At 54.3% G+C, this 24,416-nt stretch carries 22 protein-coding genes; 4 read left to right on the forward strand and 18 right to left on the reverse strand.

The features are described 5' to 3' along the window. Positions 1-67: 67 nt before the first annotated feature. The 4 genes from HF685_RS05425 to HF685_RS05440 all read right to left on the reverse strand — a co-directional run bounded on the left by HF685_RS05425 (position 68) and on the right by HF685_RS05440 (position 7,642). Positions 68-2,686 carry a TonB-dependent receptor gene (locus tag HF685_RS05425; protein ID WP_168818631.1) on the reverse strand — a complete coding sequence of 873 codons (2,619 nt, stop codon included), beginning with the start codon at positions 2,684-2,686 and terminating at the stop codon, positions 68-70. A gap of 314 nt (positions 2,687-3,000) precedes the next feature. After that, positions 3,001-5,094 carry a DUF3604 domain-containing protein gene (locus tag HF685_RS05430; RefSeq protein ID WP_168818632.1) on the reverse strand — a complete coding sequence of 698 codons (2,094 nt, stop codon included), beginning with the start codon at positions 5,092-5,094 and terminating at the stop codon, positions 3,001-3,003. Between the two features lie 2 nt (positions 5,095-5,096). Continuing rightward, the gene (locus HF685_RS05435) at positions 5,097-5,735 is read right to left on the reverse strand and encodes a nuclear transport factor 2 family protein (RefSeq protein ID WP_168818633.1); all 639 of its coding nucleotides are present in this window, start codon (positions 5,733-5,735) and stop codon (positions 5,097-5,099) included. Then, on the reverse strand, positions 5,732-7,642 hold the full coding sequence (locus tag HF685_RS05440) for a DUF3604 domain-containing protein (RefSeq protein WP_168818634.1): 1,911 nt from the start codon (positions 7,640-7,642) through the stop codon (positions 5,732-5,734). Before HF685_RS05440 ends, HF685_RS05435 begins: the two co-directional genes overlap by 4 nt. Before the next feature lie 111 nt (positions 7,643-7,753). Between HF685_RS05440 and HF685_RS05445 the strand changes: the two genes are divergently transcribed. The 4 genes from HF685_RS05445 (at position 7,754) to HF685_RS05460 (ending at position 13,741) form a co-directional block, all read left to right on the forward strand. Further along, on the forward strand, positions 7,754-9,373 hold the full coding sequence (locus HF685_RS05445; protein WP_211051373.1) for a GMC family oxidoreductase: 1,620 nt from the start codon (positions 7,754-7,756) through the stop codon (positions 9,371-9,373). Positions 9,374-9,436: 63 nt separating this feature from the next. Continuing rightward, complete coding sequence (locus HF685_RS05450) at positions 9,437-9,949, forward strand: DUF3089 domain-containing protein (protein WP_168818636.1); 513 nt, start codon at positions 9,437-9,439, stop codon at positions 9,947-9,949. A 96-nt stretch (positions 9,950-10,045) separates the two neighbouring features. Next, positions 10,046-12,415, forward strand: a complete 2,370-nt coding sequence (locus tag HF685_RS05455) for a TonB-dependent receptor (RefSeq protein ID WP_168818637.1) — start codon at positions 10,046-10,048, stop codon at positions 12,413-12,415. 42 nt (positions 12,416-12,457) lie between these two features. Then, positions 12,458-13,741 carry an MFS transporter gene (locus HF685_RS05460; RefSeq protein ID WP_168818638.1) on the forward strand — a complete coding sequence of 428 codons (1,284 nt, stop codon included), beginning with the start codon at positions 12,458-12,460 and terminating at the stop codon, positions 13,739-13,741. Here the strand turns inward: HF685_RS05460 and HF685_RS05465 are convergent. Genes HF685_RS05465 through HF685_RS05525 form a run of 14 tightly spaced genes read right to left on the reverse strand, consistent with a single transcriptional unit; the run spans position 13,730 to position 24,412 of the window. Continuing rightward, positions 13,730-14,221 carry a nuclear transport factor 2 family protein gene (locus HF685_RS05465; protein ID WP_168818639.1) on the reverse strand — a complete coding sequence of 164 codons (492 nt, stop codon included), beginning with the start codon at positions 14,219-14,221 and terminating at the stop codon, positions 13,730-13,732. The genes HF685_RS05460 and HF685_RS05465 overlap by 12 nt on opposite strands. Next, positions 14,211-14,654, reverse strand: a complete 444-nt coding sequence (locus HF685_RS05470) for a nuclear transport factor 2 family protein (RefSeq protein WP_246218767.1) — start codon at positions 14,652-14,654, stop codon at positions 14,211-14,213. The genes HF685_RS05465 and HF685_RS05470 overlap by 11 nt, the downstream gene beginning before the upstream one ends. Continuing rightward, positions 14,647-15,186 (reverse strand): SRPBCC domain-containing protein, encoded by a 540-nt coding sequence (locus HF685_RS05475; protein WP_246218768.1) that lies wholly within the window; start codon positions 15,184-15,186, stop codon positions 14,647-14,649. The genes HF685_RS05470 and HF685_RS05475 overlap by 8 nt, the downstream gene beginning before the upstream one ends. Further along, positions 15,183-16,280 (reverse strand): DUF1214 domain-containing protein, encoded by a 1,098-nt coding sequence (locus HF685_RS05480; protein ID WP_168818641.1) that lies wholly within the window; start codon positions 16,278-16,280, stop codon positions 15,183-15,185. The genes HF685_RS05475 and HF685_RS05480 overlap by 4 nt, the downstream gene beginning before the upstream one ends. Continuing rightward, a complete protein-coding gene (locus HF685_RS05485) occupies positions 16,277-16,999 on the reverse strand; it encodes an SDR family oxidoreductase (protein ID WP_246218769.1) in 723 nt (240 codons plus the stop codon). Before HF685_RS05485 ends, HF685_RS05480 begins: the two co-directional genes overlap by 4 nt. Positions 17,000-17,042: 43 nt before the next feature. Next, positions 17,043-18,209, reverse strand: a complete 1,167-nt coding sequence (locus HF685_RS05490; RefSeq protein ID WP_168818642.1) for a sulfotransferase family protein — start codon at positions 18,207-18,209, stop codon at positions 17,043-17,045. Then, positions 18,206-18,766 carry a nuclear transport factor 2 family protein gene (locus HF685_RS05495; protein WP_211051375.1) on the reverse strand — a complete coding sequence of 187 codons (561 nt, stop codon included), beginning with the start codon at positions 18,764-18,766 and terminating at the stop codon, positions 18,206-18,208. The genes HF685_RS05490 and HF685_RS05495 overlap by 4 nt, the downstream gene beginning before the upstream one ends. Before the next feature lie 10 nt (positions 18,767-18,776). Then, positions 18,777-19,634, reverse strand: coding sequence for an FAD-binding protein (locus HF685_RS16545; protein WP_281352819.1), 858 nt, complete (start codon positions 19,632-19,634; stop codon positions 18,777-18,779). Then, positions 19,634-20,176 carry an FAD-dependent oxidoreductase gene (locus HF685_RS16550; RefSeq protein ID WP_281352820.1) on the reverse strand — a complete coding sequence of 181 codons (543 nt, stop codon included), beginning with the start codon at positions 20,174-20,176 and terminating at the stop codon, positions 19,634-19,636. The genes HF685_RS16545 and HF685_RS16550 overlap by 1 nt, the downstream gene beginning before the upstream one ends. Further along, entirely contained in the window at positions 20,176-20,838 is a 663-nt protein-coding gene (locus HF685_RS05505) for an NADPH-dependent FMN reductase (RefSeq protein ID WP_168818644.1), read from the reverse strand. Before HF685_RS05505 ends, HF685_RS16550 begins: the two co-directional genes overlap by 1 nt. Before the next feature lie 4 nt (positions 20,839-20,842). Then, a complete protein-coding gene (dmpG, locus tag HF685_RS05510; protein WP_168818645.1) occupies positions 20,843-21,877 on the reverse strand; it encodes a 4-hydroxy-2-oxovalerate aldolase in 1,035 nt (344 codons plus the stop codon). Next, positions 21,874-22,803, reverse strand: a complete 930-nt coding sequence (locus HF685_RS05515) for an acetaldehyde dehydrogenase (acetylating) (protein WP_168818646.1) — start codon at positions 22,801-22,803, stop codon at positions 21,874-21,876. Before HF685_RS05515 ends, dmpG begins: the two co-directional genes overlap by 4 nt. Before the next feature lie 9 nt (positions 22,804-22,812). Continuing rightward, positions 22,813-23,601 (reverse strand): fumarylacetoacetate hydrolase family protein, encoded by a 789-nt coding sequence (locus tag HF685_RS05520; RefSeq protein WP_168818647.1) that lies wholly within the window; start codon positions 23,599-23,601, stop codon positions 22,813-22,815. After that, positions 23,588-24,412, reverse strand: coding sequence for an alpha/beta fold hydrolase (locus HF685_RS05525; protein ID WP_168818648.1), 825 nt, complete (start codon positions 24,410-24,412; stop codon positions 23,588-23,590). Before HF685_RS05525 ends, HF685_RS05520 begins: the two co-directional genes overlap by 14 nt. Positions 24,413-24,416: the final 4 nt, after the last annotated feature.

The following is a 24,416-nucleotide window of genomic DNA, read 5'->3' on the forward strand; positions in this document are numbered from 1 at the left end:
ATCACATAAAAAAGGCGGGTCACCTCACGATCACCCGCCTCCTTGTGACGAAGCTCTGATTTAGATCTTAAAACTCAATGCCGGCGGTCACGCCATATGTGGCTGGCTGTCCAAACACCTGCGTCCGGAACGCAAAGGTTTCGAACGGCAGTGAATCAATCTGATATTTGTCATCAAATATATTCTCGCCCCACACAGAAAAGGTGAATTTGTTACCATTGTCCATTTCATGATCGATACCGATCCGGCCACTGACCAGATTCTGGTTAGACAGGCGCAGCTGGTTCTCCGGAATGGCCAGAACGTCGTCCTTGTAACTGTAGCTGATATTGGCAAATATCCCGACCTTGTCGCTTATCTGCCCATCATAGCTGGCGCCGACCCGGAAACTGTTTTTAGGGGTTCCCTGAAGTTCGGTGCGCACTTGCGCAACGCCGGTGATCGGATTGACCACATCGCCCGCGTTGCCATTGATATAGCTATAGGAACCCGAAAGCGACAGTTCATCCGTCACCGAAACCAGAATATCTACTTCCGCACCCCAGATTTTTTCGTTTGCATTTACAACGGCGCGCGATGTTGCAACGATGGGGTTGAGTGAAACCGTGGTCTGCTGGTCTTTAAAGTCATAGTAAAAGCCAGCGGCATTTATTCTGACGCGATTGTCAAAAATATCCGCTTTCATACCGAACTCATAGGCGTTGATTTTTTCCCGGCCAAAATTGAAGTCAGGCCCAAAGGTCTGTTGCGGCAACCTCAGGCCAACCGCGCCCTGGTTGAAACCACCGGAACGGAAAGATTGCTTGAAGCTGGCGTAATACATGATGTCGGGATGAATATCGAATTCGATAATGGCCGAAGGGTTGATCGTATTATAATGAAAGGTCGAGATATTAGGCTGTATCACATTGCCCAGCAGGTCAACGTTGTCGAGGAAAAATGGCGATACCGCCTGTCCGAAACCATCCTTGCTTTCATCCGAGAACCGCAGCCCGCCGGTAAGCCGCAGCCGGTCACTTACATGCCAGGTTGCTTCGCCATAAAGTGCAAACGCGTCCGTGCTGATCCGCAGTTCATTGGCCGCCGATTGCCGCGCGCCACCGTAAATTGCGGTGAGCGTGTTTACCGAAGGAAGCAGTTGTGTCTGGATCAGAAAATTCTTTGTCGCCTGTGGAACATTTGGATTATTCAGAGTAGGTGCGAGGCCTCCGGCAGTCAGAGCAGAGGTAATGATCGGTGAGCCCAGCGCCGGGCTGAGGCCCGCCAGAATGAACAAATAGCTATTGGCATCATTTCGATTGCCCGGGAAGCCAATTGGCGTTCCGGTTTTCTCGCCAAAGTAAAAAGCACCCAGAGTATATTCCAGCGCGCCATCCATGACTTCGCCGTTATAGGTTAGTTCAAAGCTATATTGCTCATGATCGGACAACGCTGGTGAACCGCCGGGAGGCGAGAGAAAAAGTCCATTTTTGGCGGAACCCGGACCTACAAACGGATTTGCAAAGTCAGCGCGGATGGGCCTGCCAGCAAGTTGGAAAGCCAAGGCGGAGCCTGCAATCAAATTATTGATCGACTGGACACCGGGAATACCTCCTGGTGCCGGAGGATTGGGAATAATATCACTGTTCAATATGCCATTGATGATGGCGGGATTTGCTGTCGGTATCAGGTCAACAAACCGGCTGCTTTCGGTTTCGCGATAGGAAGCGATAAATTTCAAATTATGATCGTCGGCTACTTCCCAGTTGGCCGTAATCGACGCGCCCAAATTATCGAGGTCGCCCTTTTCATTGGTGAACGAAGTCGTCACCCGGTTCTGACGGCCCGCTGCGGTAGCAACGGACGCGGCAAACAGGGAACCCGGATTGGCAAATCCCGGAATTGATTGATAGAATAACGGCTCGGTTTTGACTTTATTGTAGTCAAACGCCGCAACGACATTAAATGTTGGCGTCAGATCGACCCCCATTGCAGCGCGGAAACCATAGGACGTGCTACCACCAAAATCGGTGCCCGGACCATCGTTCTTAACCCAGCCATCCTGATCCTTGATCATCCCTGACAGCCTGATCGCCCCATTCTCACCGATTGGCGCATTGACAACACCGGAGAATTTTTTGTGATTGAAACGGCCATATTCTGCAGTCAATTTGCCAGACCATTCGCCAGGCTCGGGGACTGCGGAAATCAGATTGACGGCACCGGCCACCGAGTTACGACCATAGAGGGTGCCCTGCGGACCCTTGAGAATTTCAACGCGTTCCAAATCAGGGGAATCAAAAGCCAGACCCTGCGATTTACCCAAATACACACCGTCGACATAAACAGCGATACGACTATCCTGACCAACTTGAGGATCAAAAGTGCCTATCCCGCGAATGTTGATACGCACACCGGTTGGATCGGCAGGGTTGGGTGTTACGTACAGGCCGGGGGTCAATCGCCCGATATCTGCAACACCCTCGAGTCGCTCGGCTTGCAATGCCTCGGCATCAAAAGCCGTGATACTAATCGGAACGTCTTGCAGATTTTGAGATTTCTTTTGCGCGGTCACAACAATGATGCTGTTTCCCGTCACCCTGTCTTCTGCTGCCTGGCTATTCTGCGCAAATACCGGCGTCGATAATGCCAGCACCGAAGTTGCGGTGATCGCTGCCAGGAATCGTGATTTTTGGCCCAATGACATGTAATTGCCTCCCCATTGAAGCGTTCAATCTGAACGTTGATTTAAACAATTGTCGGTTTTCATCCGATCTTCTCCGGCCTTAGTATCATGGAATTTTGAGACCGACAATCGAATATCGTAATCTTAAACCAAACAACCATCCATATTGATTGCTCAGAGCAATTTTTCTATCATAATGCGTAATTTTGTTGTAAATATGCTACGCATTTATCTCTTGGCTTGCCGTTACCGTTTCAAGCCGAAGCCGGGATCGGGCGCTTCAACCGGTTGATCCGCGAAATCCAGATATAGGCCAGATATAGGGCTGCGATTCCTCAATGCCGGCGATGCATAATAGACGGTGAGTTTGCGCTCGCCGCCAAAGCCGGTTTATCGCCGGGCGTAAACCAGATCGGCGATGCCCAGGCCATTTCATAGATCTTTTTGGGTTGATCATTGGTGCATCCCGCAGGACGCTTGGCTTGGGGCAGCGCCATGCACTGGCGATAGCTCCATCGGTATGACGCTTCCTCTACCGCGCGCATGTAATAATAAGTCGGCAAGGAAGGCGCATAGTCCGGATCGCTGTAAACCACGCACAGGTCATCGCTGCCCTTGGCATTGGCCAGATCGATGACTTTGCTGTGCTTGCGGCCATTTCCATCAATCCAGCCTTTAATAAGCTGCAATCGCTCCAGCGGCTTTGACATCGGGTCGCGCTTGGCTTGCACCAGAAGCTGAAACCCTCTGGGTTGCGCGGCAAGGCTGGAACCCATGGGCGTGCCGTCTCGATAAGCAATTTCGAGCCAGTTGTTTTTTGAACAAAGGTCCACTGGATAACGTCCGGCGAAAAAGCGTGGCTCAATCCGCGGGCCGGATGTCGCAAAAGCCTCCCGCCGTTTCATCGACTGGAAAATTGCATCACGCGAATTTTCAACAGCATAGACACCAGCTAAACCTCCCGGATTGCTGATCAACCGGTTAAAACGCCCAATCCCTGCCTCGGCTTGCAGTCTGCCAGCCAGATCGGTTTCATAAGCGATATGACCTTTCCAGCTACCTTCATCCACAGCACCCGCTGCGCTGATATGGGTGTCGGTACTACCGATGAAACCAAACTCAAATGGATTGGGGCCGACCTGCCCCTGCGTCATACCCTCAAGCAGCGCGCCACGCGCAAAGTCGCGGGAGGACAGGCAAAAGCCTTTGTATAGATTATCCTTGTCATCTGAATATTCATCGGAACATTCGGGGCTGTTGGAGTCCTTGAGCGCTGGCAGATAGCTGGTAATTTCCGGAGCCTTTTCGGCTTTGCCAAAACGCCGTATCGCCTCGACATCGCAAAGCTCATCGACATCACCCAATATATCGGTCGCGCCATTGATACATTCAGACGTCCCCTTGTGCTGGGTGATTTCCATCAACCGGTCATAGGCGTTGCGGAGCATCCAGAAGGCCTGTTGCGATTTTTCGGAAAAGCCATCCATATATTTCAGGTTGAAGGCATTGCCGCCGGAAATATTTGAATTATGGGGTATCGAAATAACATCGCACCCGTCGATCCCGAGCCGGCATTCCTTCTCGAAACTCGACAATAGACCATAGGTGGTCGGGTGGGTAACAAAGCTCGCGGCGCGCGCGGGAACTTGTGCGTTCCGAAAAATCGTATTGCGGTGCATATGCTGTGCATTGGGCGCTCGCGTATATTCGTAACCGACCAAGCTGGTGAAGTTGCAAGATGGTGACTTGTCATAGGCCTCTTCGGCGAAACGGATCATGTCCTGCCAGACCAGCTTGTCGGCAGCGAGGCAGTCCTTGTTGTCCGGTCCGCAGACAGCTTCTGGGCGTTCTGGCCGCGTCGTGCCGTTGATACCCATGATCGCGCGCACACCATCTTCCCCGCCCGCCCGAAAAGATTGGCAAACTTCGCTATCATAACCCGGAAAGGCGCCTTTTGTACGGCAGACATATCCTTCCCCGAACGTCCCGGCATGATCCGTGACCGCCGCAAAATCCAGAGGGCGGTCAAGCTGCATCTTTCCTCGAGACACTCCGCCTGGCCCCGGCAGGGTGATCGCCTGACCTTTTGCGAATTTATAGACATCATCGGGAAAAGTGCGCGTTCCGTCAGGAAAAGCATCGGCAGAAATCGCGGTGTGAATATGCAAATCGCCAAACATCGCCTTCTTCGTTGACGTGCGTTCACGGCATTGCGCCCGTTCTTCCGAATAGGTCAGCTCGGGTTGATAGCCGAAAGCATAATATTCCGGGTTGGATTTGGGTGAACTGGGCGCTTCGATTTCGACGGTTTTGTCGATTCCATAGCGTGTGATCGAAGACGCAATGCGATAGCCACCGTAGAGCAACACCGCCAACACGATCAGCCCAAGCACCACCCAGCCAATCACACGAAGAGCCTTTGCTGCCATCGCTAGTCCGCCCTGACCTTGACTTTCGGAGCCGCTTGCCCTCGCCGCATCGCATTAAGGAAACCTTCGAGTGGAGCGGGCTCGGGAACTGGACCATCATGGTCACCGTCACGTTCCCAATATTCGGCAAAGCTGGGGAAGAGTTTATGAAAATTGCCTTCCGTTGCCTCGCTGTTCGGCCAGCGCATTTTATTGTCGCCCACCGGCGGTTTGTTCAAATCCGTTGCATACCAGTAGAGCGGCAAGCGGCGTTCAAAATACCAGCGGCCGTCCTGACGTACATAATTATCGACATACATCATTTGCATAATGACCCATTCGTCATCGCCGCCTTCAATAGGTGTTTCATGTTCGTTTTTCGAATAGACAATCCCGTGCGCATGATCGGGATCGTCAAATTCAATTATATGCCCGCCAATATGATGGGACGTACCAGTAAACGGCGAGCGTAATGTCCGGTCCATGTAGGCGCGCAAAGCCTTGCGACCCGAAGCGTCTTTCCCCACACGCACATTCTCCGGGAACAGCGTCACCATCATGTCAATGTCGCGCATGTCCAATGTCAGCGCATATTTCGCCGGAAGTTGACGGATTGAGTCCAGCGACTCCAGTCGGTCGATGCGGGTTTCAAGCTCACTCATGCTGAGGGGCTATACCAGATCGGCGAAGTATAGGCGCGTTCCTGTGACACCAGATCAATTTCCTCGGGCAAGTTCAATTTGTATCGCACCGCATCATAGAGGACCCAGCGCGGGGTTGGTATTTCGATTACCCGGACATAATAAAAGGCGCGAACGGCGGGATCAAATTCAGGATCGGTCCAGACGGTCTGTAACTCCGGCGCGCCGATATCATTATAATATTTCGCAGTTTTGAGATCGACGGTGTTGCCGACATCGGGAACCTTTCCGCCGCTAACCTTGCGTTTCTCCGGTTCGCTCCACACGATGTCAAACACCTTCTCCTGCGTGTTCCCCGCCTCGTCAGTCCAGCCTTTGACGATCTGTACCCGATCAAGATTGGCTCCATCAGGGTCCTTTAGCGCGGAGACGATAAAGCTCGGCGCTTTGCCGTTAGCGGCTTTCAAATCACCGCCCATCGGCACACCGCGGCTATATCCTTCCTTCACCCAGTCCTTTTGAAAGTCGTCTGCGGAAAAATCCCATCCGCCAAATAGCCGCACCGTCATGCGGGGACCGGTGGTGGCGTAGACTTCACGCCGGGCAAAGGCGTCCCAGATCGCTTTGCGCGTATTGGCGGTTGCCCAGACAGCCGCATAACCACTGGCCAGGTAATTCCAGTTAAACCGCCCCAGTCGCGATCCCAGATTCATCGCCGGCGTTACCCTATCGCGGCCTTCGGATGTCGGTTCGTTGCCGGTATGTTTGCCAAAGAAATTATCTTCATCCGCCGTTGCCAGCGAGGTGTGCGAATCGGTCGAGCCAACCATCCCCACCTTATAAGGATTTTCGCCTGTTCGCTGGGCGATGGCAAGACCGCGCTTGAGCGCCTCGCGGACATAATTGCCGCCATACATGTCCGGCGTGGTCGGCTGCTTGGCGTTGAGATTGGCCTTGTCCCATCCCCGCGTGCCATAGCCTGCAAATTCGTCATTGGGCGAGAGAAACGGATGCGCTTCGCTGTCGCCCTTGATCTGGGTCGCCTCGACCACCGGCTCCAGCCGCGCTCGGCGTTTGGCCTCCGCCGCCGTCATCGGTTGGCCGCCGGGCCCGGTCATTTGGAACATCAAGCCGTTGGAGACATTGCTATTGTGCGGGATCGCCAATACCCGTCCACCGGTTTTCTTTTCGTAGCCATCCATATAGTCCCATAGCTGATCTGGTCTGGGGCCGATGGTCGCGGGGAAGGGCGTAACTTGTCCCGCCTTGTCAGCGCCATCGCGGAACATGACGACGCGGTGCAAATTATTCCCGTCCGGCATCGCGGTATATTCAAAGCCGAGAAGTGCGGTGAACTTTCCCGGTTGGTCATAGTCTTCCACAGTCTCGATAAAATCGCTCCAGATTGACCTGGTATCTTCCTCAAGATCTTTCGGGTCGGCGATCGATTTATTGACCTCGGGATCGCCGGCCATATCGATCATCTCGTTCATCGCCTTGGTCGATTCGTCGGGGCCTCCGTTGAACATGTCATGCCAGCGTTTGAGCGTGTCGTTGGGCAGCAGAAAACGAGGTGCATCGGCCAGCCGCTTGGTAAAACCGAGCCCGTCACTATGGTCCGATATCAACAGGAAATCGAGCGGCCGGGCGAGCTTTGCCTTTACGCCCATCGTGGATGTTACTTCTTCACCGCGGGCAAAACGCAAGGCATCTTCCGGAGGCAGCCTGTTACCGAAACCAAAAGCATCCGGCGAATTTTCACTATGCAAATGAGTGTCGCCCCACAGCACTTTTTCGGGATAGGCGGTTTCCTTGACCTCAATCTTCTGGTCACCAAACATACTGCCCGGGCCATTTTCGCAAGCCGAAAGGGTAAGAAGCGGAAGGCCAATGCACAGCAGCCCGCCAAGCCTCGATTTCGCCAACATCCCCGTATCTCCCAATATTCTCGTTAATCTATTCCGCAAATCATGGTCGCAATCAAGTTTTTCTTTGCGATTGCGTAATTTTCTGCTCAAATGCCTGCGAGGAGATAGTTGTTGGAATTTGATTATGTCATCATTGGCGCTGGATCAGCAGGCTGCGTTCTGGCCAATCGCCTGTCCGCCAATCCTGAAACCTCGGTCGCGCTGATCGAGGCGGGCAAGCGCGACACAAATTTCATGATCCACATGCCGCGCGGATATGGCAAGACGACCGCCGAGCCCGGTGAAAGCTGGCATTATTTTAGCCAGCCGGAGCCGTTTATCGAGAATCGGCAGATGCTGCTCCCGCGCGGCAAAGGTTTGGGCGGCTCATCCAATATCAACGGCATGATCTATATCCGCGGGCAGCGTGCGGATTATGATATATGGAGCCAACTCGGCGCGACCGGTTGGGGTTGGGACGATGTTTTGCCTTATTTTGCGCGCTCCTCTACCCACGCAGTTGAGCGCAGCGGTCTATATGGAGACGGTCCACTCTGGGTCGAACAGACGCCCGAAAGAGACACCACCAGCGATGCCATTATCGCCGCATTTAACGAGATAGGCGTTCAAACCAATCCGGATTTCAACGGGACCGAACAAGATGGCGTTGGCTATTTCCATGCCAATATCAAGGACGGAAAAAGATGGTCGGCGGCCAAAGCCTATCTGCATCCGGTGATGGATCGCACGAACCTGACCGTCTTCACCGAGGCCCATGCCGAACAAATTACTTTTGAAGGCAAGCGTGCGAACGGCCTGCGATTTCGCGACAAAAGGGGGAAGCAGCAGATATCGGCAAGACACGAAGTGATATTATCCGCCGGCGCTTATCAAAGTCCACAATTGTTGCAGCTTTCCGGAATCGGGCCAGCGCGGCACCTCCAGTCACTGGGGGTCGAGATAATCGCTGATCGCGCGCAAGTGGGGGCGAATCTCCAAGACCACTTGATCCCACCGATGGCGTGGAAAATCAACCGGGGCGCCTATAGTCACAATAATGAACTCAAAGCGCCAAAGGTTGTCTGGCACGTCTTGCGTTATCTGTTGACCGGGCGCGGACCGATGGCGGGGCCAGCTGCAGAAGTCGGAGCATTTGTCAAAAGCGATCCGGCACTTGATCGCCCCGATATTCAGTTCCACTGCCTCCCGGTAAGTGGCGATCTCGAAAAGGCGTCGGCGGGGGAAAAATCGCAATTGCAACCGCATCCCGGCCTGTCCCTTGCACCCTATTTCCTTCGTCCGGAATCGCGTGGAAGCGCAATGGCCGGTTCACCCGATCCCCATGTGCCACCGGCAATTGTCCACAATTATCTGCAAGCGCGGGAGGATCAGCAAGTCACGGTCAAGGCAATGAAAATTGCACGCATGGTTGCCGCTACCGACATCCTCAAAAACCTGATCGTCGAGGAAACCGATCCCGGAGCCAGTGCACAAAGCGATGAGGAATTGCTCGCCTTCGCACAGCAATACGGCATGACCGGCTACCATCCCGTCGGCACCTGCCGGATGGGCGCGGATGAGAATGCGGTGGTCGATCCACAGTTGCGCGTGAAGGGCGTTGAAGGCCTGCGCGTTATTGATGCTTCGGTTATGCCGAGACTGATCTCGGGAAACACCCACGCAACGACCGTGATGATCGCGGAGAAGGCCTCGGATATGATCTTGGCAAATAGCCAAAGCGCAAGGACATAGTATCGCAAATATTTCAGTGCGCACCTAGCCTCCGTTCAGCAGCTAATTTAACTGGAATAGAAATTGAAAAAATGGATCATCGGAATTGGCGTGATTTTGGTGCTGGTACTGGGTACATCTTATTTGTTCCGCGAAAAATTGATGTTCGCCGCAATGGAATGGCAAGCGAAACCCACATTCGCCTATGACGATGCGAAAGCGCCTCTGGCGCTAGATTATGCTAACGACGAAAGCTGGGCTGCTTTACCGCAGACAAAAGACGAAGCCGTTATTGTTCCCGAAGAACTAACGGGCCAGGGAGAACCTTCAGACGTCGCAGTTTTTTTCATTCACCCGACAACTTTTCTGTCCAAAGCCGGATGGAACGCTCCAACCGATGACCCCGATTCCAGCGAATTTCAGTCCGACCTGTTCGATGATATGCCAATGCTGCCGGGCGAGGATAATTATCACGTGCTGGACTTTTCGCTATTTTACGCCAGCATCCGCAAAATGCACGGGACCGGGTCAAGGCATTTCTGGAAACGGTATAGGTTTTGCGTAATCATTTTATTGTTGAGCTACGCTTATTGCTAGCAATACCCATTTGATCGTTGTTTTGCGTAATTTTCTGTGAGATAGATTGACTTTACCTTTGCAAACTCGCGCATCTACGAATTGATGGAGGTTGTTATGTCTATCGAATCAAAATATTCTCTTTCCCTGCTTACCCTCGTCGCACTTTTTTTGCCCGCTCCTGCCAACGCGCAATCCGGCGAACAGGACGATGAAAGAGCCGACAGCAATATTATCATCGTTACCGCGCAAAAGCGCGAAGAAAATATCCAGGAAGTGCCGATTGCGATTTCCGCAATTGGCCGGGACTATCTTGATTCCCGCGATATTACATCAATCGACAATCTTGGGGCGTTGGCTCCCAATGTGAAGTTCGAACGCGCTCCTTCAAACAAGACCATTTCCCAGATCGCTATTCGGGGCTCAGTGACAATCAACCCGGCTGTGACATGGGAACCGGCAGTCGGCCTGTATCTCGACGGCGTCTACATCGCCAAGGCGCAGGGTTCAATTTTCGATGTTGCTGATCTGGAGCGTGTCGAGATATTGCGGGGACCGCAGGGCACGCTTTACGGTCGCAATAGCCTTGCCGGGGCCGTCAATCTGGTTACTCGCAAGCCTAGCGGTGAACTGCGAGTATCGGCAGAGGCGAGTTATGGCAATTACGATTATTGGCGAGGCAAGAGCACCGTTGATCTGCCCGCGCTTGGACCGCTAAAAATCAAAGTTTCCGGCCAGATCGAAAAGCGTGACGGTTTTGTCGATGTCGTGCCAGATGCATTTGGCATTCTCGCAAACCCACTTGTCAACGATACCAATGATCTCGATGGCAAGAGTGTCATGGTGCAGGCCCGGCTTGATCTCAGCGATAATCTGACGCTCGACTATGCCTATGACTATACCAAATATAACCAGCGCCCGAATGCCAGTCAGCTACTCTCGGTAAACACCACCGGCGGTCCGGCTGATATATTTGATCCGGCGAGCCCCAGTTTTGTTGGCGTACCGCTCGGACTCTTTGCTAACCAGCAACGGCTGGGCGAGATGACTGTCGATGGCAGTCCGCTGTTCGAAACCTCGCGCACCTATGGGCATAGCCTCACCGCCACGCTTGATTTGGGTAATGCACAGCTCAAATCCATCACCGCCTATCGCGACCTGCGCTGGACCGACAGCACCGATCTGGACGGTTCACCGTTCGATATCGCCTTCACGCAGCGCTTCACAGACATGGACAGTTTCAGTCAGGAATTGCAGCTGACCGGAACCGCGCTTGATGATCGTTTGAATTATGTGGTTGGCGGCTTCTATTATGACGAAAGCGCGGGCACAGTAAATCCGCAGACATTCTTCGGACTGTTCGGCCCTTTCGGCAACCAGTTTGACTCGCGCTATTCCTCCAATACCGAGGCTTGGGCGGTTTATGCGCAGGCCGACATCAAGATTACCGACGCGCTAAAACTGACACTCGGCGGGCGTTATACCGAAGAAACCAAAGATATCAGTCGGTTTCTTCAAGTCATTCGCGATCCAACGATTCCGGCGGTCGCCCTGCCTCTGACCGTGGCAAACATCCAGACGGGCGACCTACCCGATGCCAAATTCAACAACTTCAGTCCGGCGGCAACGCTTAGTTATCAGATCAATCCCGATCTGAACGCGTACGCGCGCTTTGCCAAAGGGTTTAAGTCTGGCGGCTTCAACGGCGAAACCAACCAGTTTGGTCCACCGACCGCGGGCTGTCCGACAGGTACGCCCGAACTTTGCACTCCCTATCGCCCGGAAAAGGTCGACAGCTATGAGTTGGGCCTGAAAAGCATTATCGCCGATAGCATGATGACCCTCAATATTGCCGGCTTCTATGACAAGCATGAAGACATCCAGTTATCGGTTTTTGACGCTTCCGGTGCTGCCTCATCTACCGTGCTAAACGCGGCGCAGGCGACAATCTGGGGCATCGAAATTGAAACGGTTGTCCGTCCCGCCGATTGGCTGACGATCAACGGTTCGTTTGCCTATCTGAATTCCAGTTACGACAGCTTCATCGAACTCAACCCGGCAACTGGCCTGCTGGAAGACGTTAGCGATGATCGCGCCTTCCCTCATACGCCGGAATTTACTGCGGCGCTTGGTGTGGATTGGACGGTCGTGGAAGGCGACTGGGGCAAGTTTAACCTTATCGGCGACATCAACATGGTTTCCAAATATCACACGTTCCCTTATTCATTCGGTCGCGTGGTCGGTGCAGGTGGGCAATTGGCAGACACGACGGAATCACCGGGCCGTGTAATGGTCAATATGTCGGCCATCCTCTCCGATTTTGATCTGGGCGGCGCAAAAGGGAAAGTCAGTGCGTGGGTTCGTAACCTGACCAACGAGGATGCGCCTAGCAATTTTATCGACTTTGGACCAGCGTTTGGCGGATTGCTTCTGGGATATTTTCCTGACCCACGCACTTACGGTCTGACTGTTGGAGTTGAGTTCTGACGTGCCGGCTCGCCACGCTGGTGATTTGGACTCAGCCAAGCTGTGACCAATAGCAGCGCAACCAATACCGGACATAGTTCGGGAATTTTCCGCGGATGGTATGTTGTCGTTGGCGGTTTTCTCAATTCCATGCTTTTGATTGGCGCGACAATCTATTCATTTGGGTTGTTCGTAAATCCGGTTGAGGCAGAATTTGGATTGGGCCGCGAGCAAGTCAATCTGGGCTACCTCGCATTTCTGATTGGCTTTGCAGTCTGGGCTCCTATTGTCGGTAAGCTACTGGAAAAATTTGACGTTCGGCTAATATCCACGGTCGGGTCCATCTCGTTTGCGGCCGGCATGATCGCGATTTCCATGACCTATTCCGCTCCGGTCATTGGCTTGCTGATGCTCGCACCTGTGGCGTTTGGCGTGGTAGCTGCTGGCGCGTTTACAGCGAACACGGTTGTCACGCGCTGGTTCACTATGAAACGCGGGCAGGCCCTGGGCATTGTCGCCATCGCGAGTTCGGCTGGCGGGTTTGCCATCACACCGCTATTTGCGCTGGTGGTTGGAGAAATTGGATGGCGTCAGGCGCTTGCAATTATGGGTGTGATCATTGGCGTCGCTGCGGTTGCCGTTGCTGCCCTGTTTTTGCGTGACCGTCCATCGGATTTTGGCATACGACCCGATGGCGAAACTGAACATCCGACCAGCGCATCTCTTGCAGACGAGACCCCGCTTACTGGCAAGCAGATTTTGGGGATGCGAAATTTCTGGTTGGTAGCGGTGGGTGTAGGGCTGCTGCTCGGCAGCGACCAGGCCATTTTGACATCGCTGGTTCCTTACGGAATTGATCGCGGTTTCACGATGGCGGAGGCCTCATTCCTCGTGTCGGCTATGACAGGATCAGCGATTTTGGGAAAGCTCGTGCTGGGCTGGCTGTGCGACCGCGTCGACAAACGCTATCTGTTCTTGTTCGTTGTCGCCTGCAATCTGGCATTTTTGGCGGTGCTAATTCTGCAACCCGGCTATACGCAACTATTGGTTGCAGCTTCTGTTATCGGGCTGGCCATTGGCGGGGTCTATCCGGTCTGGACCTCTTTGACCGCCGACTGTTTCGGCAGCGCATCCTTCGGCATCGCCTATGGCCTGATGAACATTGTCGCCATGCCCTGTGCGCTGATTTCGGTGACGCTCGCGGGCCGCAGTTTTGACCAGACCGGAAGTTACGATTTTGCTTTCTGGACATTTATCGGACTGGATATTTTGGCGGCAATTCTGGTGTTTGCTTTGCGGCTTCAACCGGTATCATCACGGAAGGTCGTTGCACTTTCAACCAAATGATTCCGGTGCCTCGCCCATAACTTGTACCGTTGCTTGCCCGTCACCATCGACCGAGTGAATCAAACAGCTTTTGCGGTATGAGCGGCTCTCCGCGATCCGCCAGCGGCCGTCGCGCTTCTCGTAGACATCCTGATATTCTACACCCATTTGCGTGAGCGTGCGCTGTTCGAGATTGATATTGTGGAAATAGAGCGGCCACCAACCAGTTGCACGGGCCTCGTTTTCAAATTCGATAACCCCAGTGCCGCCCTGATGAATATCAAAAATATGCGCGCCACAGCCCATCTGCTTGTAAATTTCAATAAACGGATCGCGCGTATCAAAGGGCGGAAAACCATCGAACAATATTTTCGCCTCAGGCAAAAAGCAGTCGCGCATCGCCTCGGGGGCTTTGGCATCGGAAGCGCGGAGGTAGCGCATTTTAAGATCGCGGATGGCGCGGTCATCTTCCAGTTGTTGCAAGCGTTGTTCAATGCTCATTTAATCCACCTTTTCCGTCAACCGGCCGGTTTACCCGCAATACCGCGCGCCATTCATCCTCGCGTTTTTCAAAAATCCACTCGTTGAACGAAACGCGCCACGCTTCATATTCACTATCGCTTTTGCGAAAGACCGTGCTGTAACCGGTTGCCGTGGCCCGGTCGCCTTCCAAATCAATCTCATGTGGCGACAAAATATGCGCGCATCCCTTTGCCATCAGTTGCCGGTGGGTATCGCCGGTGATCAACGCGGCAATCTCCACCCGACCCTTTGACACACCAAAGCCACCGACATCATATGCGCCATCTTTCCACCAGATTTCGGATACTGTTTTGGCATCGCCGCGATCCGCAGCAGGACCATAGCTGGCAATCAGGTTGCGGATAGCTTCTGCATCCTCCAGCCGCTTGATACGATCTTCCCAATCAGCCAAGTTCACCTCGGTGCATTGCTTCGGCATAGGCTTTCAAAGCAATGGCGGTATTGGTGAAGCAGCGTCGCACCCAGGGACCACAAAATGTCATGACGTGCCAACCATGTATACCGAGAAACGCATCGGATGAAACATAGGTGCAGCTTTCGGGGCCGGTTTCCTCGATAATCTGGTCCCGGCGTGCGGGATAGGGAAATTCGTCAACCCATTTCGCGCCCCAGGACAACAGGTTCGGTTCCTGCTTCTCGCAGACATATTCGAGATTTGGTTGCAACTCGCCGGGCATCGTCTGGCTCACCAGTTGCATGTAAACCGGCGCATCCATTTCCAACGTCGATTCCGCCATCACGCAAAAGGGGTTCCATCGATTATAGTTTTTCAGGTCAACCAGGATGTCCCATATTAGCTGGGCCGGAGCGTCGATTTCCACCTTTTCACACACAACCATCCAGTCCTTGTTGAAGCCGTTGACCGGATCTTCTTCCGGCGTCTTGGCCGTTTCCATCCACGGCATATTCCAAGGGTCGGTCATTCTATTTCCTCCAGTTTTACAACGCGCGCTTCGGGGATCGGGTTTTCGTCGGCATCCTGCCAGCGAAGCAAAGCAGTTCCTTCGCGGTGACCGCATGTGTCGATCCAGTTTCCCGTTCGGGGGTCGCTCGCGGAAACAACAATCCGCAAGCCACCGTCTGGGTCCAGTTTCGCCGAGTGCTTGTTCACCGTCACCTGCGCGAACCGATAGTCCAGGCTCTCCATCCACCAGTTATTGAGCTGAAAATTCCAGTAGTCGCATTCGGGCGGTGTCACTTCGATCAACCAGGCCTCGTCCGGTTTGAGTTTCCAATAGCTGTGCAGATAAAACAAGTCCTTTGCGCCGCCCGCCTTTTGATAGATTTGCTGGTCGAAGGGATGAAACTCGTTCGGATATTCGGCAAACATCCGGGTCCAGTCGGCAAAGGTGTTCGCAACGCCTTTTACAAATTGCGCTGTCGTGGCCAGTCCGCGTTCCAGAGTTTCGGGAGCGAGAGGCACCGGGCTTTCGGGACCGTCGATACGTTCAATATGGAACTCGCCGGCCTTCTCATTGGTGCGATCAAGAGCATTTTGCCGGACGATGATAATATTGGCATCCGGCTCCAGCCGCAGCCAGTTGCCTTCCTGCTCTTCACAGCTCGCGATAATCTCAAGCTCGCCATTTGGCCCCCAGTCAATATCCTCATCCATAAGCGAACCGGTTGCCTGCGCCGTGCCATCGCTATCGTAACGCATCGCATTGGCGACAATGGAGAAATATTTCATCGATCCGCGTTTGCCGGTGATCCGGTAATTTTTGGACCCATCAATCTGCGCGTTGAGATAGGCGCTGTCGGGATTATCCGCCCCGATTTTCGCAGTCTCGTGGCTAAGTTTGTAGAAGAACGGAAAGTCAGTGTCGGTCGCCTCGACATATTGTTCCAGCGCCAGTTTTGTGAGGCGCGACAGATAGCGAAAACCCTCTGCGCGCGTCAGCGGGTCTTCGGGCGCGTTGTCGGCGAGTATGATATCCCCGGCGGACTTTAGCTGATCGCAAAAATCCGCCCATGCCTTACCGGTGGTCACATTATTTTGCCGTGACGCATCGCTCATGGTGCAACCCAGTCCCCGCCGTTTACATCGAGCGCAGCGCCGGTGACTTCGCTGGCATAATCGGAGAGCAAGAAATAAACAGCCTTTGCGCAATCGGCATCGGGCGGGATATGGCCAACCGGAATTTCGCTGGCGCGTTGTTTTTTAAAAGCCGCGCCCTCTTCGCCCATGCCCGCAAAAAATCCGTCGAGCGGCACGCCGTCCATCCAACCCATCAGAGCCGTATTGGCGCGGATTCCTGTTCCGCCAAGTTCGATAGCAAGCTGTCGGCTTAGCTGATTAAGCGCAGCCTTGCACATCGCATAGCCGCCCTCGCCCGGCATGGGTTTGCGCGAGGCGAGCGTGGATATATTGACGATAGAGCCAGTGCCTTGATCCTTCATGGTGGGAATAACCGCTTGCGCCATCCGCAGCCCGCCTAGCGCAATAACATCAAACGCCTGCGCCAGTTGATCCACCGATGCGGCTTCCAGATTGGCCCAGTCAGGATGAAAATAAGCCGAGTGAACCAACCCGTCTATGCGCCCCCATTTGTCGAGCGCCGCCTGTGCCAACGCGTTGCATTGATCGGTATTGGACACATCGGTTGGCACTGCAATCGCTTCTCCACCAGCGTCGTTTATCTTTCCGCAAATTGCGTTGATAAAATCTTCGGAGCGCGCCGAGACCGCTACTTTTGCGCCTTCTTTCGCCGCTCCGTAACACATTGCCTGCCCCATCCCCGGCCCGCACCTGTGATGATCACCACCTTGTCTTTCAAAATCATACTTTGGCTCCTTCGAGGTATTTATCGTGATAAAAGGCAAAATCTTCTGCGATTTTATCTGCTTTCAAACCGAATTGTTCAGCGGTATATTTGTGCTTGGGCCGTTTCTCGCGCACGTTGGCGGCCATGCAGTCTTCCATCGCTTTTAATTCCACGCCGGCAAATCCAAAACCCAGCCGCTCCATTACCTGCCCAGCCGTGCCAATCGGATTGGCAACCGTGTCTTCATAGCGCACATCGATGATGCGATCAGCGGTTAAAGTCGCGCGCAATTTCTCGAAACGCTGCAAACCATCGCGAAAACGATCGGTCCAGTATTGGCCTTGTTTCAACGGATCATAAGTGGTTGATGCATTGACGCTAAGCGAAGCACACATGCTGCAATAACTAGGCAGAACCTGCCCGACATCGCGGTGCGTCATGACCAGTCTTACATCAGGGAATACCGCTAGCAACCCATCCATCCCGCCGAGCAGATGATGCGGCGTTTTGAGCACCCACTTGTGCCGCGCCACACCACGCTGATGCTGGATGATCTGCATATATTTAACCAGATCGCGATAGGCGGGTTCATGGTCCTGCTCCGCTTGCCAGAAACCGTAATCGGGGATCGGCATCATGGAATCAAACGTGGTCGAAAGAAACGTGCGATCGAGCAGGATGACTTCCTCAGCCACTGCTTCAGCTTCAATCGGATCAATGCTTTCAAAATCCGGCCATTCGGTGAGCAGTTGCTCGACAATCTGATGCGCCATTGCGATGCGCGGGGCGGGATTACCGGCCTTTTCATCCGGGAATGGCAAAGGAAAACAGGTCTCCCACCACCGTAAAGACGTCAGATCCGGCGCGCTCGCGAGCAGGCGGTGCATGACGGTTGAACCCGTACGCGGCAAGCCGATGATTGCGCAAGCCGCTTCGATTTTCTCGTCCGCGACTTCAGGATGATCCTTGAAATATTGCACCAGCCCAAGGCGATCCATCAAAGCGCCTTGTATGCGTTGCCCGGCCCCAGCATCGGGCGCGATCAGGCCTGCATCCTTATTGGTTTCGTCAACCAGCCGGGTCAATGGCTCCAAGAACCAGTCATCACCAAAATCGTCCAGCCCTGTCGCTTCGCGCGCTTGCTTCAGCAGTGTATCGACCGAGAGCGTTCGGCCACTCATTTCGCTGCTCCGGCCAAAAGCGGGAAAGACCAGGAAGGATCATTGCGATCATCGCTGCCATGCGGTGCATCAGCACCCGCCTGAGCGAGGCCCTCTTCCTTCACCGGATGAACATAACCATGATCAAACACAATTTTCCGTCGCGCGAATTTCCACACACCATCACGCCGTTCGTAGCGGTCGAGATAGCGGCCATGAATGATAATTTCCTGACGCGGCTCTGCCCGCGTCCTGTGGAAGTTTACGCTATAATGCTCACCCTCTGCGATATCGCCATCAATCACGAAAAACGAGTTGCTGATCGCATGAACGGTGCAGTCGAGCGGCTCCAATACTGTAGGCAGCCAAGCAACATATTCATCGGGCGAACCGCAGAACATCTCGCCATGATCATCTACAGCATCGTCCCAATATAACGAGCGAACCAGATCAAAATCGCGCCGGTCAATACCGCGGCAGTAGCGCATCACCAGATCGGTGAGTGCAAGACGATCAATGGCCTCCTGCGCGTTCAACTCGCCGCCTTGCGCCCGGCTTGCCGCCCGAAAAAGGTGCAATCGGCAAGGCTCATGCCCGATGAGTAGCCATGCCCCAGGCAGGCAATCCGCTGGTACAACGCCCCGCTGCAAATAGCCCGGCGATGGGATTTCCCTCACGATCCAGCACTTCACCATCGGTTGATGTTTTGAGGCCACCAAGCGTGAAAAAGCTGAAATAGCTGGTCTCGAAATTCAGTTCCAGCGCGACAAAGGGGGCCTGATCGAGTGGTTTGAGGATCGGTGCGCGCTTATCAAATAAAGGGTCACGGCCCTCTTTCGCATGCTTGTTATAGAACGCCATCGTGTTGCTCAGCGTGCCTTCAGGCATCTCGAGTTCCGCCTCAACTTCTTCCCATGTGTCGCCCGTTCCTGCGATAGGTGTCCGCGCCAGTTCGAGTGGCTTAGAAAAATGCGCGCTGTCGAGTAGCAGATAGACCTTCCCACCCGGCTGATCGACCGCGCAGCGCGACACACGGCCATGATAGCAGTCTTCGTTGATAAAGCGCTGCCCCTGAATATTGACAAAAACGCCGTAAGCTTGCGGCTCGGGAATGGTCCACGGACAGGTTGTGAAAAACTGATCCATATGGATCGCGTTCCCACCCGCGCCGACACCCAGATTTATCCCGGTCCCGTCATCCTGGTCACCAATCGGATCGCTGACCTTGAAACTCTCGGGGCAATATTTCCGACGCATATCTTCGTTCATCACAAAGCCGCCGGTTGCCAGTACCACGCCTTTTTTAGCTTTCACAAAATGCGGCTGATTTTCGATCCGGACAATTGAACCAACAATGCGATCACCATCCTGCACCAGCGCCAGAGCCCGCGCATCAGCGACCACTTCAACGCCCAAATCACGAACACGCTTTTCCAAAATGTCCATCAAAGGCCGACCCCCGCCCAACCCATATGCTGGATCACATGACCGCGCGGCGCTGGTTTGGCTTTGTCGCAGAAAGGCGCAGCCGCTTCGCTCCCCGACCAGATCAAGGTGCTGTCATCCATCGGCTCGATATGCTTGCCGGGTAGATAATTGCCGCGATAGGGCACGCCTTGCGCCTTAAGCCAATCATAGTGATTGAGCGATTCGTCCGCGTAGAGATCGCATTTCGCATCATCCGCGCAAGGCCCGCCCGCCATTTTCAGATAGGCGGCCAAGTTCTCGGTACTATCCTCGAATCCTGCGGCTTTCTGGGCGTCGGTCCCCCCAGACCCGCCCAGATATATCTCCCCGCCCGAGAGGCCCGATGCACCGCCACTACCAGAATTGCGTTCGAATAATATGACTTTTGCACCCGCTTCTGCCGCCTCAATCGCTGCACAAGCGCCTGCTGCGCCGAATCCGATAATCGCAATATCGGTTTCAAAATCCCAGTCACTGACCGAATCTGCCGGATAAGGCTTATGCAACGAGATTTCAGGCATCAACCTTCGTCCTTCGCCGCGGCTTGGTCGCTTTTGCTGCCACGCATCAAAGCGCGGACACGCGCAGATTCCGCGACCTCCCGGCCCATGTCCCGCAACATTGTGTCAATTTTTTCGTCCAGACAGTTGCCGTCCGCATCGAAAACAGGTTGCGCGGTATTGATCGCAACACCGAGCGGTGTGTTCCATCCGCGCAGCGCATGAACAATACCTCTTAACGCAGTCAGCGTTGTCACTGCACCCTGCCAGCCAGCACCAGTGGTTATCGCGCCAACCGGGCGACCATGAAGATAGGGCCATTCATCCTTGGACATATCCTCGGCATAATCGAGCGCATTTTTGATCAGGCCGGAGATGCTGCCATGATAGCCGGGTGATCCGATGATGACCCCGTCCGCGCGGCGCAGCGATTCCACCAGATGCAGCGCAGCGGGCGTCCGCTCCTTGCGCTCCCATGCATAGATCGGCAGTTCCAGCTCCGGTCCGGAAACAAGCAATGTTTCCGCACCGCCGGCCGCTGCACCCTCGAGCGATGTCTTCAACGCCTTTTCCGTCGTGCTGTTGGGCGAGAGTGTACCGCCCAAGGCGACGACAAAGGGTGGCGGCGATGCGGAGACATCACCCTTGCTGGCTAGTTCAATGGCAATATCAAGGGTGGTCATAGCATCAGGCCTCTTTCGCTTTCACCAGATCAAGCGCAACATCGACAATCATATCTTCCTGTCCCCCAACCATTTTCCGGCGGCCGAGTTCGACCAGAATTTCGCGCGTGTCGAGGCCATAATCTTCGGCTGCTTTTTCTGCATGGCGCAGGAAGCTTGAGTAAACACCCGCATAGCCGAGCGCCAGCGTTTCGCGGTCCACGCGAACCGGACGATCCTGCAAAGGACGCACCAGATCCTCTGCCGCATCCATCAGCGCCATGACATCGCATCCGTGGTTCCAACCCTTGCGATCTACCGCAGCAATAAAAACTTCGAGCGGCGCATTACCCGCTCCTGCGCCCATGCCTGCAAGACTGGCGTCAATTCGCACTGCGCCTTCCTGCGCCGCCACTATCGAATTGGCTGTTCCCAACGACAGGTTGTGATGCGCATGCATCCCGCGCTGTGTTTCGGGTTTAAGTACCTTATCATAAGCACGAAACCGGTCTCGCACCCCATCCATATCAAGGGCGCCGCCGCTATCGGTGACGTAAACACAATGCGCGCCATAGCTTTCCATCAGCAAAGCCTGCTGCGCAAGCGCGTCGGCGTCGATCATATGGCTCATCATCAGAAAACCGGACACGTCCATTCCGAGATCGCGAGCGATGCCGATATGCTGTTTGGAGACATCCGCCTCTGTGCAATGGGTCGCCACCCGCACCGAGCGTACGCCGAGGTCATAAGCGCGTTTGAGTTCCTCAACCGTTCCCAAACCGGGGAGGATGAGAGTCGTAAGAATACACTTATCGAGGACTTCGGCGACAGCTTCGAGCCATTCCCAATCGGTATGCGCGCCAAAACCATAGTTGAAGCTAGTGCCCGAAAGCCCGTCGCCATGCGCGACTTCAATCGCATCAACACCGGCCGCATCAATTGCTTTTGCTATATCGCGGACATGATCGAGGCCATACATATGGCGAATGGCGTGCATGCCGTCGCGCAGGGTTACGTCCTGAATGTAAAGCTTGTCGCCATTTTCGACATCGAAACTCACGCCGCCATCCTCCGCTGCGCCAGCAATTCACCGGTCGCCTTGGCCGCCGCCGTCATAATATCGAGATTACCCGAATAGGGCGGCAGATAATCACCCGCACCCTCGACTTCCAGAAACACGCTGGTTTTAATGCCGGTAAACTCGCCCAGCCCGGGAATTTTAAGCGGTCTATTGTCGCCAAACCGCTCAAACTGCACTTCCTGTTTCAAGCGGTAACCGGGCACATATTTCTGCACCTCTTTGACCATCGCTTCGATCGACGCGCGTATGTCGTCTTCGCTCCCGCCCTCAGAGAGCGTGAACACCGTATCGCGCATGATCATTGGCGGTTCGGCAGGGTTGAGAATAATAATCGCCTTTCCCTTGGTCGCGCCACCGACTTCCTCGATGCCGCGCGCAGTCGTGCGGGTGAATTCGTCAATATTGGCGCGCGTGCCGGGGCCGGCGGAACGCGAAGAAACCGACGCGACAATCTCGGCATAGTGGACTTTTGCCACCTGACTGACCGCAGCAACCATCGGAATGGTCGCCTGCCCGCCGCAAGTCACCATGTTGACGTTGGGCTGGTCGAGATGCTGCTGCATGTTGACTGGCGGGATGGTGAACGGGCCGATAGCGGCAGGCGTCAGATCAACTATTTGAATGCCATCTGCCCGCAACGCCTCATCATGGACTTGGTGCGCGTAGGCCGAGGTTGCATCAAAGGCGATGCCGATTTCCGGATAACAATCGAGCTTTTTCAGGCCATCAATCCCTTCATGCGTCGTGGCAATGCCGCGCTTTTTGGCCATGGCAAGGCCTTCGCTTTCAGGATCAATGCCAACGACCGCAACCAGCTCCATATTCTCAGGATATTTGAGCATCTTGATCATCAAGTCGGTGCCGATATTGCCCGACCCGATAATCACTGCTTTCACTTTTGCCATATCAATCTTTCACACAAATTTTGCGGTCGCATTGCCAATGCCATGAAGCTCCATCTCGAAAACATCGCCTTTGACGGCGGGTTCGAGCGGCACCAGTGAACCGGACAATATCACATCACCCGCATCGAGTGTCACGCCATATTGACCAAGCGTATTGGCAAGCCATGCCACCGCCTGCGCCGGATTGCCTTGAACGGCTGAACCCAAGCCCTCCGAGAGCGGTTCGCCATTTTTGGTTACTGTGACTTTCAGGTTGGGTAGATCATGATCGCGCGGGTCAACGCGGGCATCACCCAATATGAAGACACCGCAAGAGGCGTTATCAGCGACGGTGTCGATGATGCCGATTTTCCAGTCCGCGATGCGGCTATCTACGATTTCAAAACAGGGCGCGATGCTTTCTGTGGCGGCGATCACATCGGCGGCACTGATATCCGGACCGTTCAGGCTGTCTTTCAAAATGAAGGCAATCTCGGCCTCCGCGCGCGGCGCGATCAGCGACTTGGCGTCAACATCAATATCGCCCTCGACATGCATCCAGTCGGTCAAAAAACCGAAATCAGGCTGGTGTACGCCGAGCATGTCCTGCACGGCCTTGGAAGTTACCCCGATCTTCTTGCCGACCACCTTCTCACCTTCCTTGCGGCGGCGCGACAGGAAATCGAGCGAGATGGCATAGGCATCATCAATGGTCAGCGAGGGATCACGCGCGATCAAGGGATCGACTGTGTTCCGGTGCCGGAGCGCTTCGAACAGCTCCGCGCCGTATTTTTCCGCCCGACTACTATTTATGCTCATCGAGAAATTCTAAAGAATATCGATTAAATTCGGACTGGCGTTCGAGTTGCACCCAGTGACCGGTATGCGCAAACGTCATAGCGCGGACATTATCGCATTGGTCAAGAAACAGCCGCGAATGGCTTTCCGGACAAAATTCGTCGTTGAGTCCCCAAAGCACCAAGATCGGCTGTTTGAGTTCACCTAAACGCGGTCCAAGATTGGGCGTTACCATTCTTGCGAGAACATCTTTCGGCTGCGTTTTGGCGACGGCGTAGCGCTCCTTGACCAGTGCATCGGGGATTTTCGGGGCGAAATCGGGGTGGACCAGATTGCTGATCAAGTTCCGCTGCTCGTCCTCGCTGAAATCGTCGCTGCCGAAGCTGCTCTTCATCTTGGCGATACCCGGCATGGTGAAATAGCTTGCCTGTTCGGCGACGCAGCCGGGCGCCATAAAGATGAATGCGGTGGCGATTTCCGGGTGATCGAGCGTCATCTGGATCGCGATCCCGCCGCCCAGTGAATTGCCGACCATCGCTGCCTTTTCGATACCATGCTGTTGAAGCGCATCATAGAGCGTGTCGGTGAACAGCTGAAGCGTGTAATCAATACCCTCGGGCTTGGACGATGCACCATAGCCAATCAAATCGGGTAATATGACCCGGTAGCCTGCATCGACAAACGCATCAATATTCTGCCGGAAATTCGACGCGCCCGACGCGCCAGGTCCGCTGCCGTGGATAAAGACCACCGGTGGCCCTGATCCCTTTTCCTGAATATGAATATCATATCCGCCTGCAACGGAATATGTCGCCCCTTTTAATCCTCCCATAGCG

The organism is Parasphingorhabdus halotolerans (genome assembly GCF_012516475.1).
In the GTDB taxonomy this organism is placed as follows: Bacteria; Pseudomonadota; Alphaproteobacteria; order Sphingomonadales; family Sphingomonadaceae; genus Parasphingorhabdus; species Parasphingorhabdus halotolerans.

Coding starts and splice junctions, on each gene's coding strand:
- HF685_RS05425 (WP_168818631.1), bottom strand. CDS start 2,686: ATGTCATTGGGCCAAAAATCACGATTCCTGGCAGCGATCACCGCAACT.
- HF685_RS05430 (WP_168818632.1), bottom strand. CDS start 5,094: ATGGCAGCAAAGGCTCTTCGTGTGATTGGCTGGGTGGTGCTTGGGCTG.
- HF685_RS05435 (WP_168818633.1), bottom strand. CDS start 5,735: ATGAGTGAGCTTGAAACCCGCATCGACCGACTGGAGTCGCTGGACTCA.
- HF685_RS05440 (WP_168818634.1), bottom strand. CDS start 7,642: ATGTTGGCGAAATCGAGGCTTGGCGGGCTGCTGTGCATTGGCCTTCCG.
- HF685_RS05455 (WP_168818637.1), top strand. CDS start 10,046: ATGTCTATCGAATCAAAATATTCTCTTTCCCTGCTTACCCTCGTCGCA.
- HF685_RS05465 (WP_168818639.1), bottom strand. CDS start 14,221: ATGAGCATTGAACAACGCTTGCAACAACTGGAAGATGACCGCGCCATC.
- HF685_RS05475 (WP_246218768.1), bottom strand. CDS start 15,186: ATGACCGACCCTTGGAATATGCCGTGGATGGAAACGGCCAAGACGCCG.
- HF685_RS05480 (WP_168818641.1), bottom strand. CDS start 16,280: ATGAGCGATGCGTCACGGCAAAATAATGTGACCACCGGTAAGGCATGG.
- HF685_RS05485 (WP_246218769.1), bottom strand. CDS start 16,999: ATGGGGCAGGCAATGTGTTACGGAGCGGCGAAAGAAGGCGCAAAAGTA.
- HF685_RS05490 (WP_168818642.1), bottom strand. CDS start 18,209: ATGAGTGGCCGAACGCTCTCGGTCGATACACTGCTGAAGCAAGCGCGC.
- HF685_RS16545 (WP_281352819.1), bottom strand. CDS start 19,634: ATGGACATTTTGGAAAAGCGTGTTCGTGATTTGGGCGTTGAAGTGGTC.
- HF685_RS16550 (WP_281352820.1), bottom strand. CDS start 20,176: ATGCCTGAAATCTCGTTGCATAAGCCTTATCCGGCAGATTCGGTCAGT.
- HF685_RS05505 (WP_168818644.1), bottom strand. CDS start 20,838: ATGACCACCCTTGATATTGCCATTGAACTAGCCAGCAAGGGTGATGTC.
- HF685_RS05515 (WP_168818646.1), bottom strand. CDS start 22,803: ATGGCAAAAGTGAAAGCAGTGATTATCGGGTCGGGCAATATCGGCACC.
- HF685_RS05520 (WP_168818647.1), bottom strand. CDS start 23,601: ATGAGCATAAATAGTAGTCGGGCGGAAAAATACGGCGCGGAGCTGTTC.
- HF685_RS05525 (WP_168818648.1), bottom strand. CDS start 24,412: ATGGGAGGATTAAAAGGGGCGACATATTCCGTTGCAGGCGGATATGAT.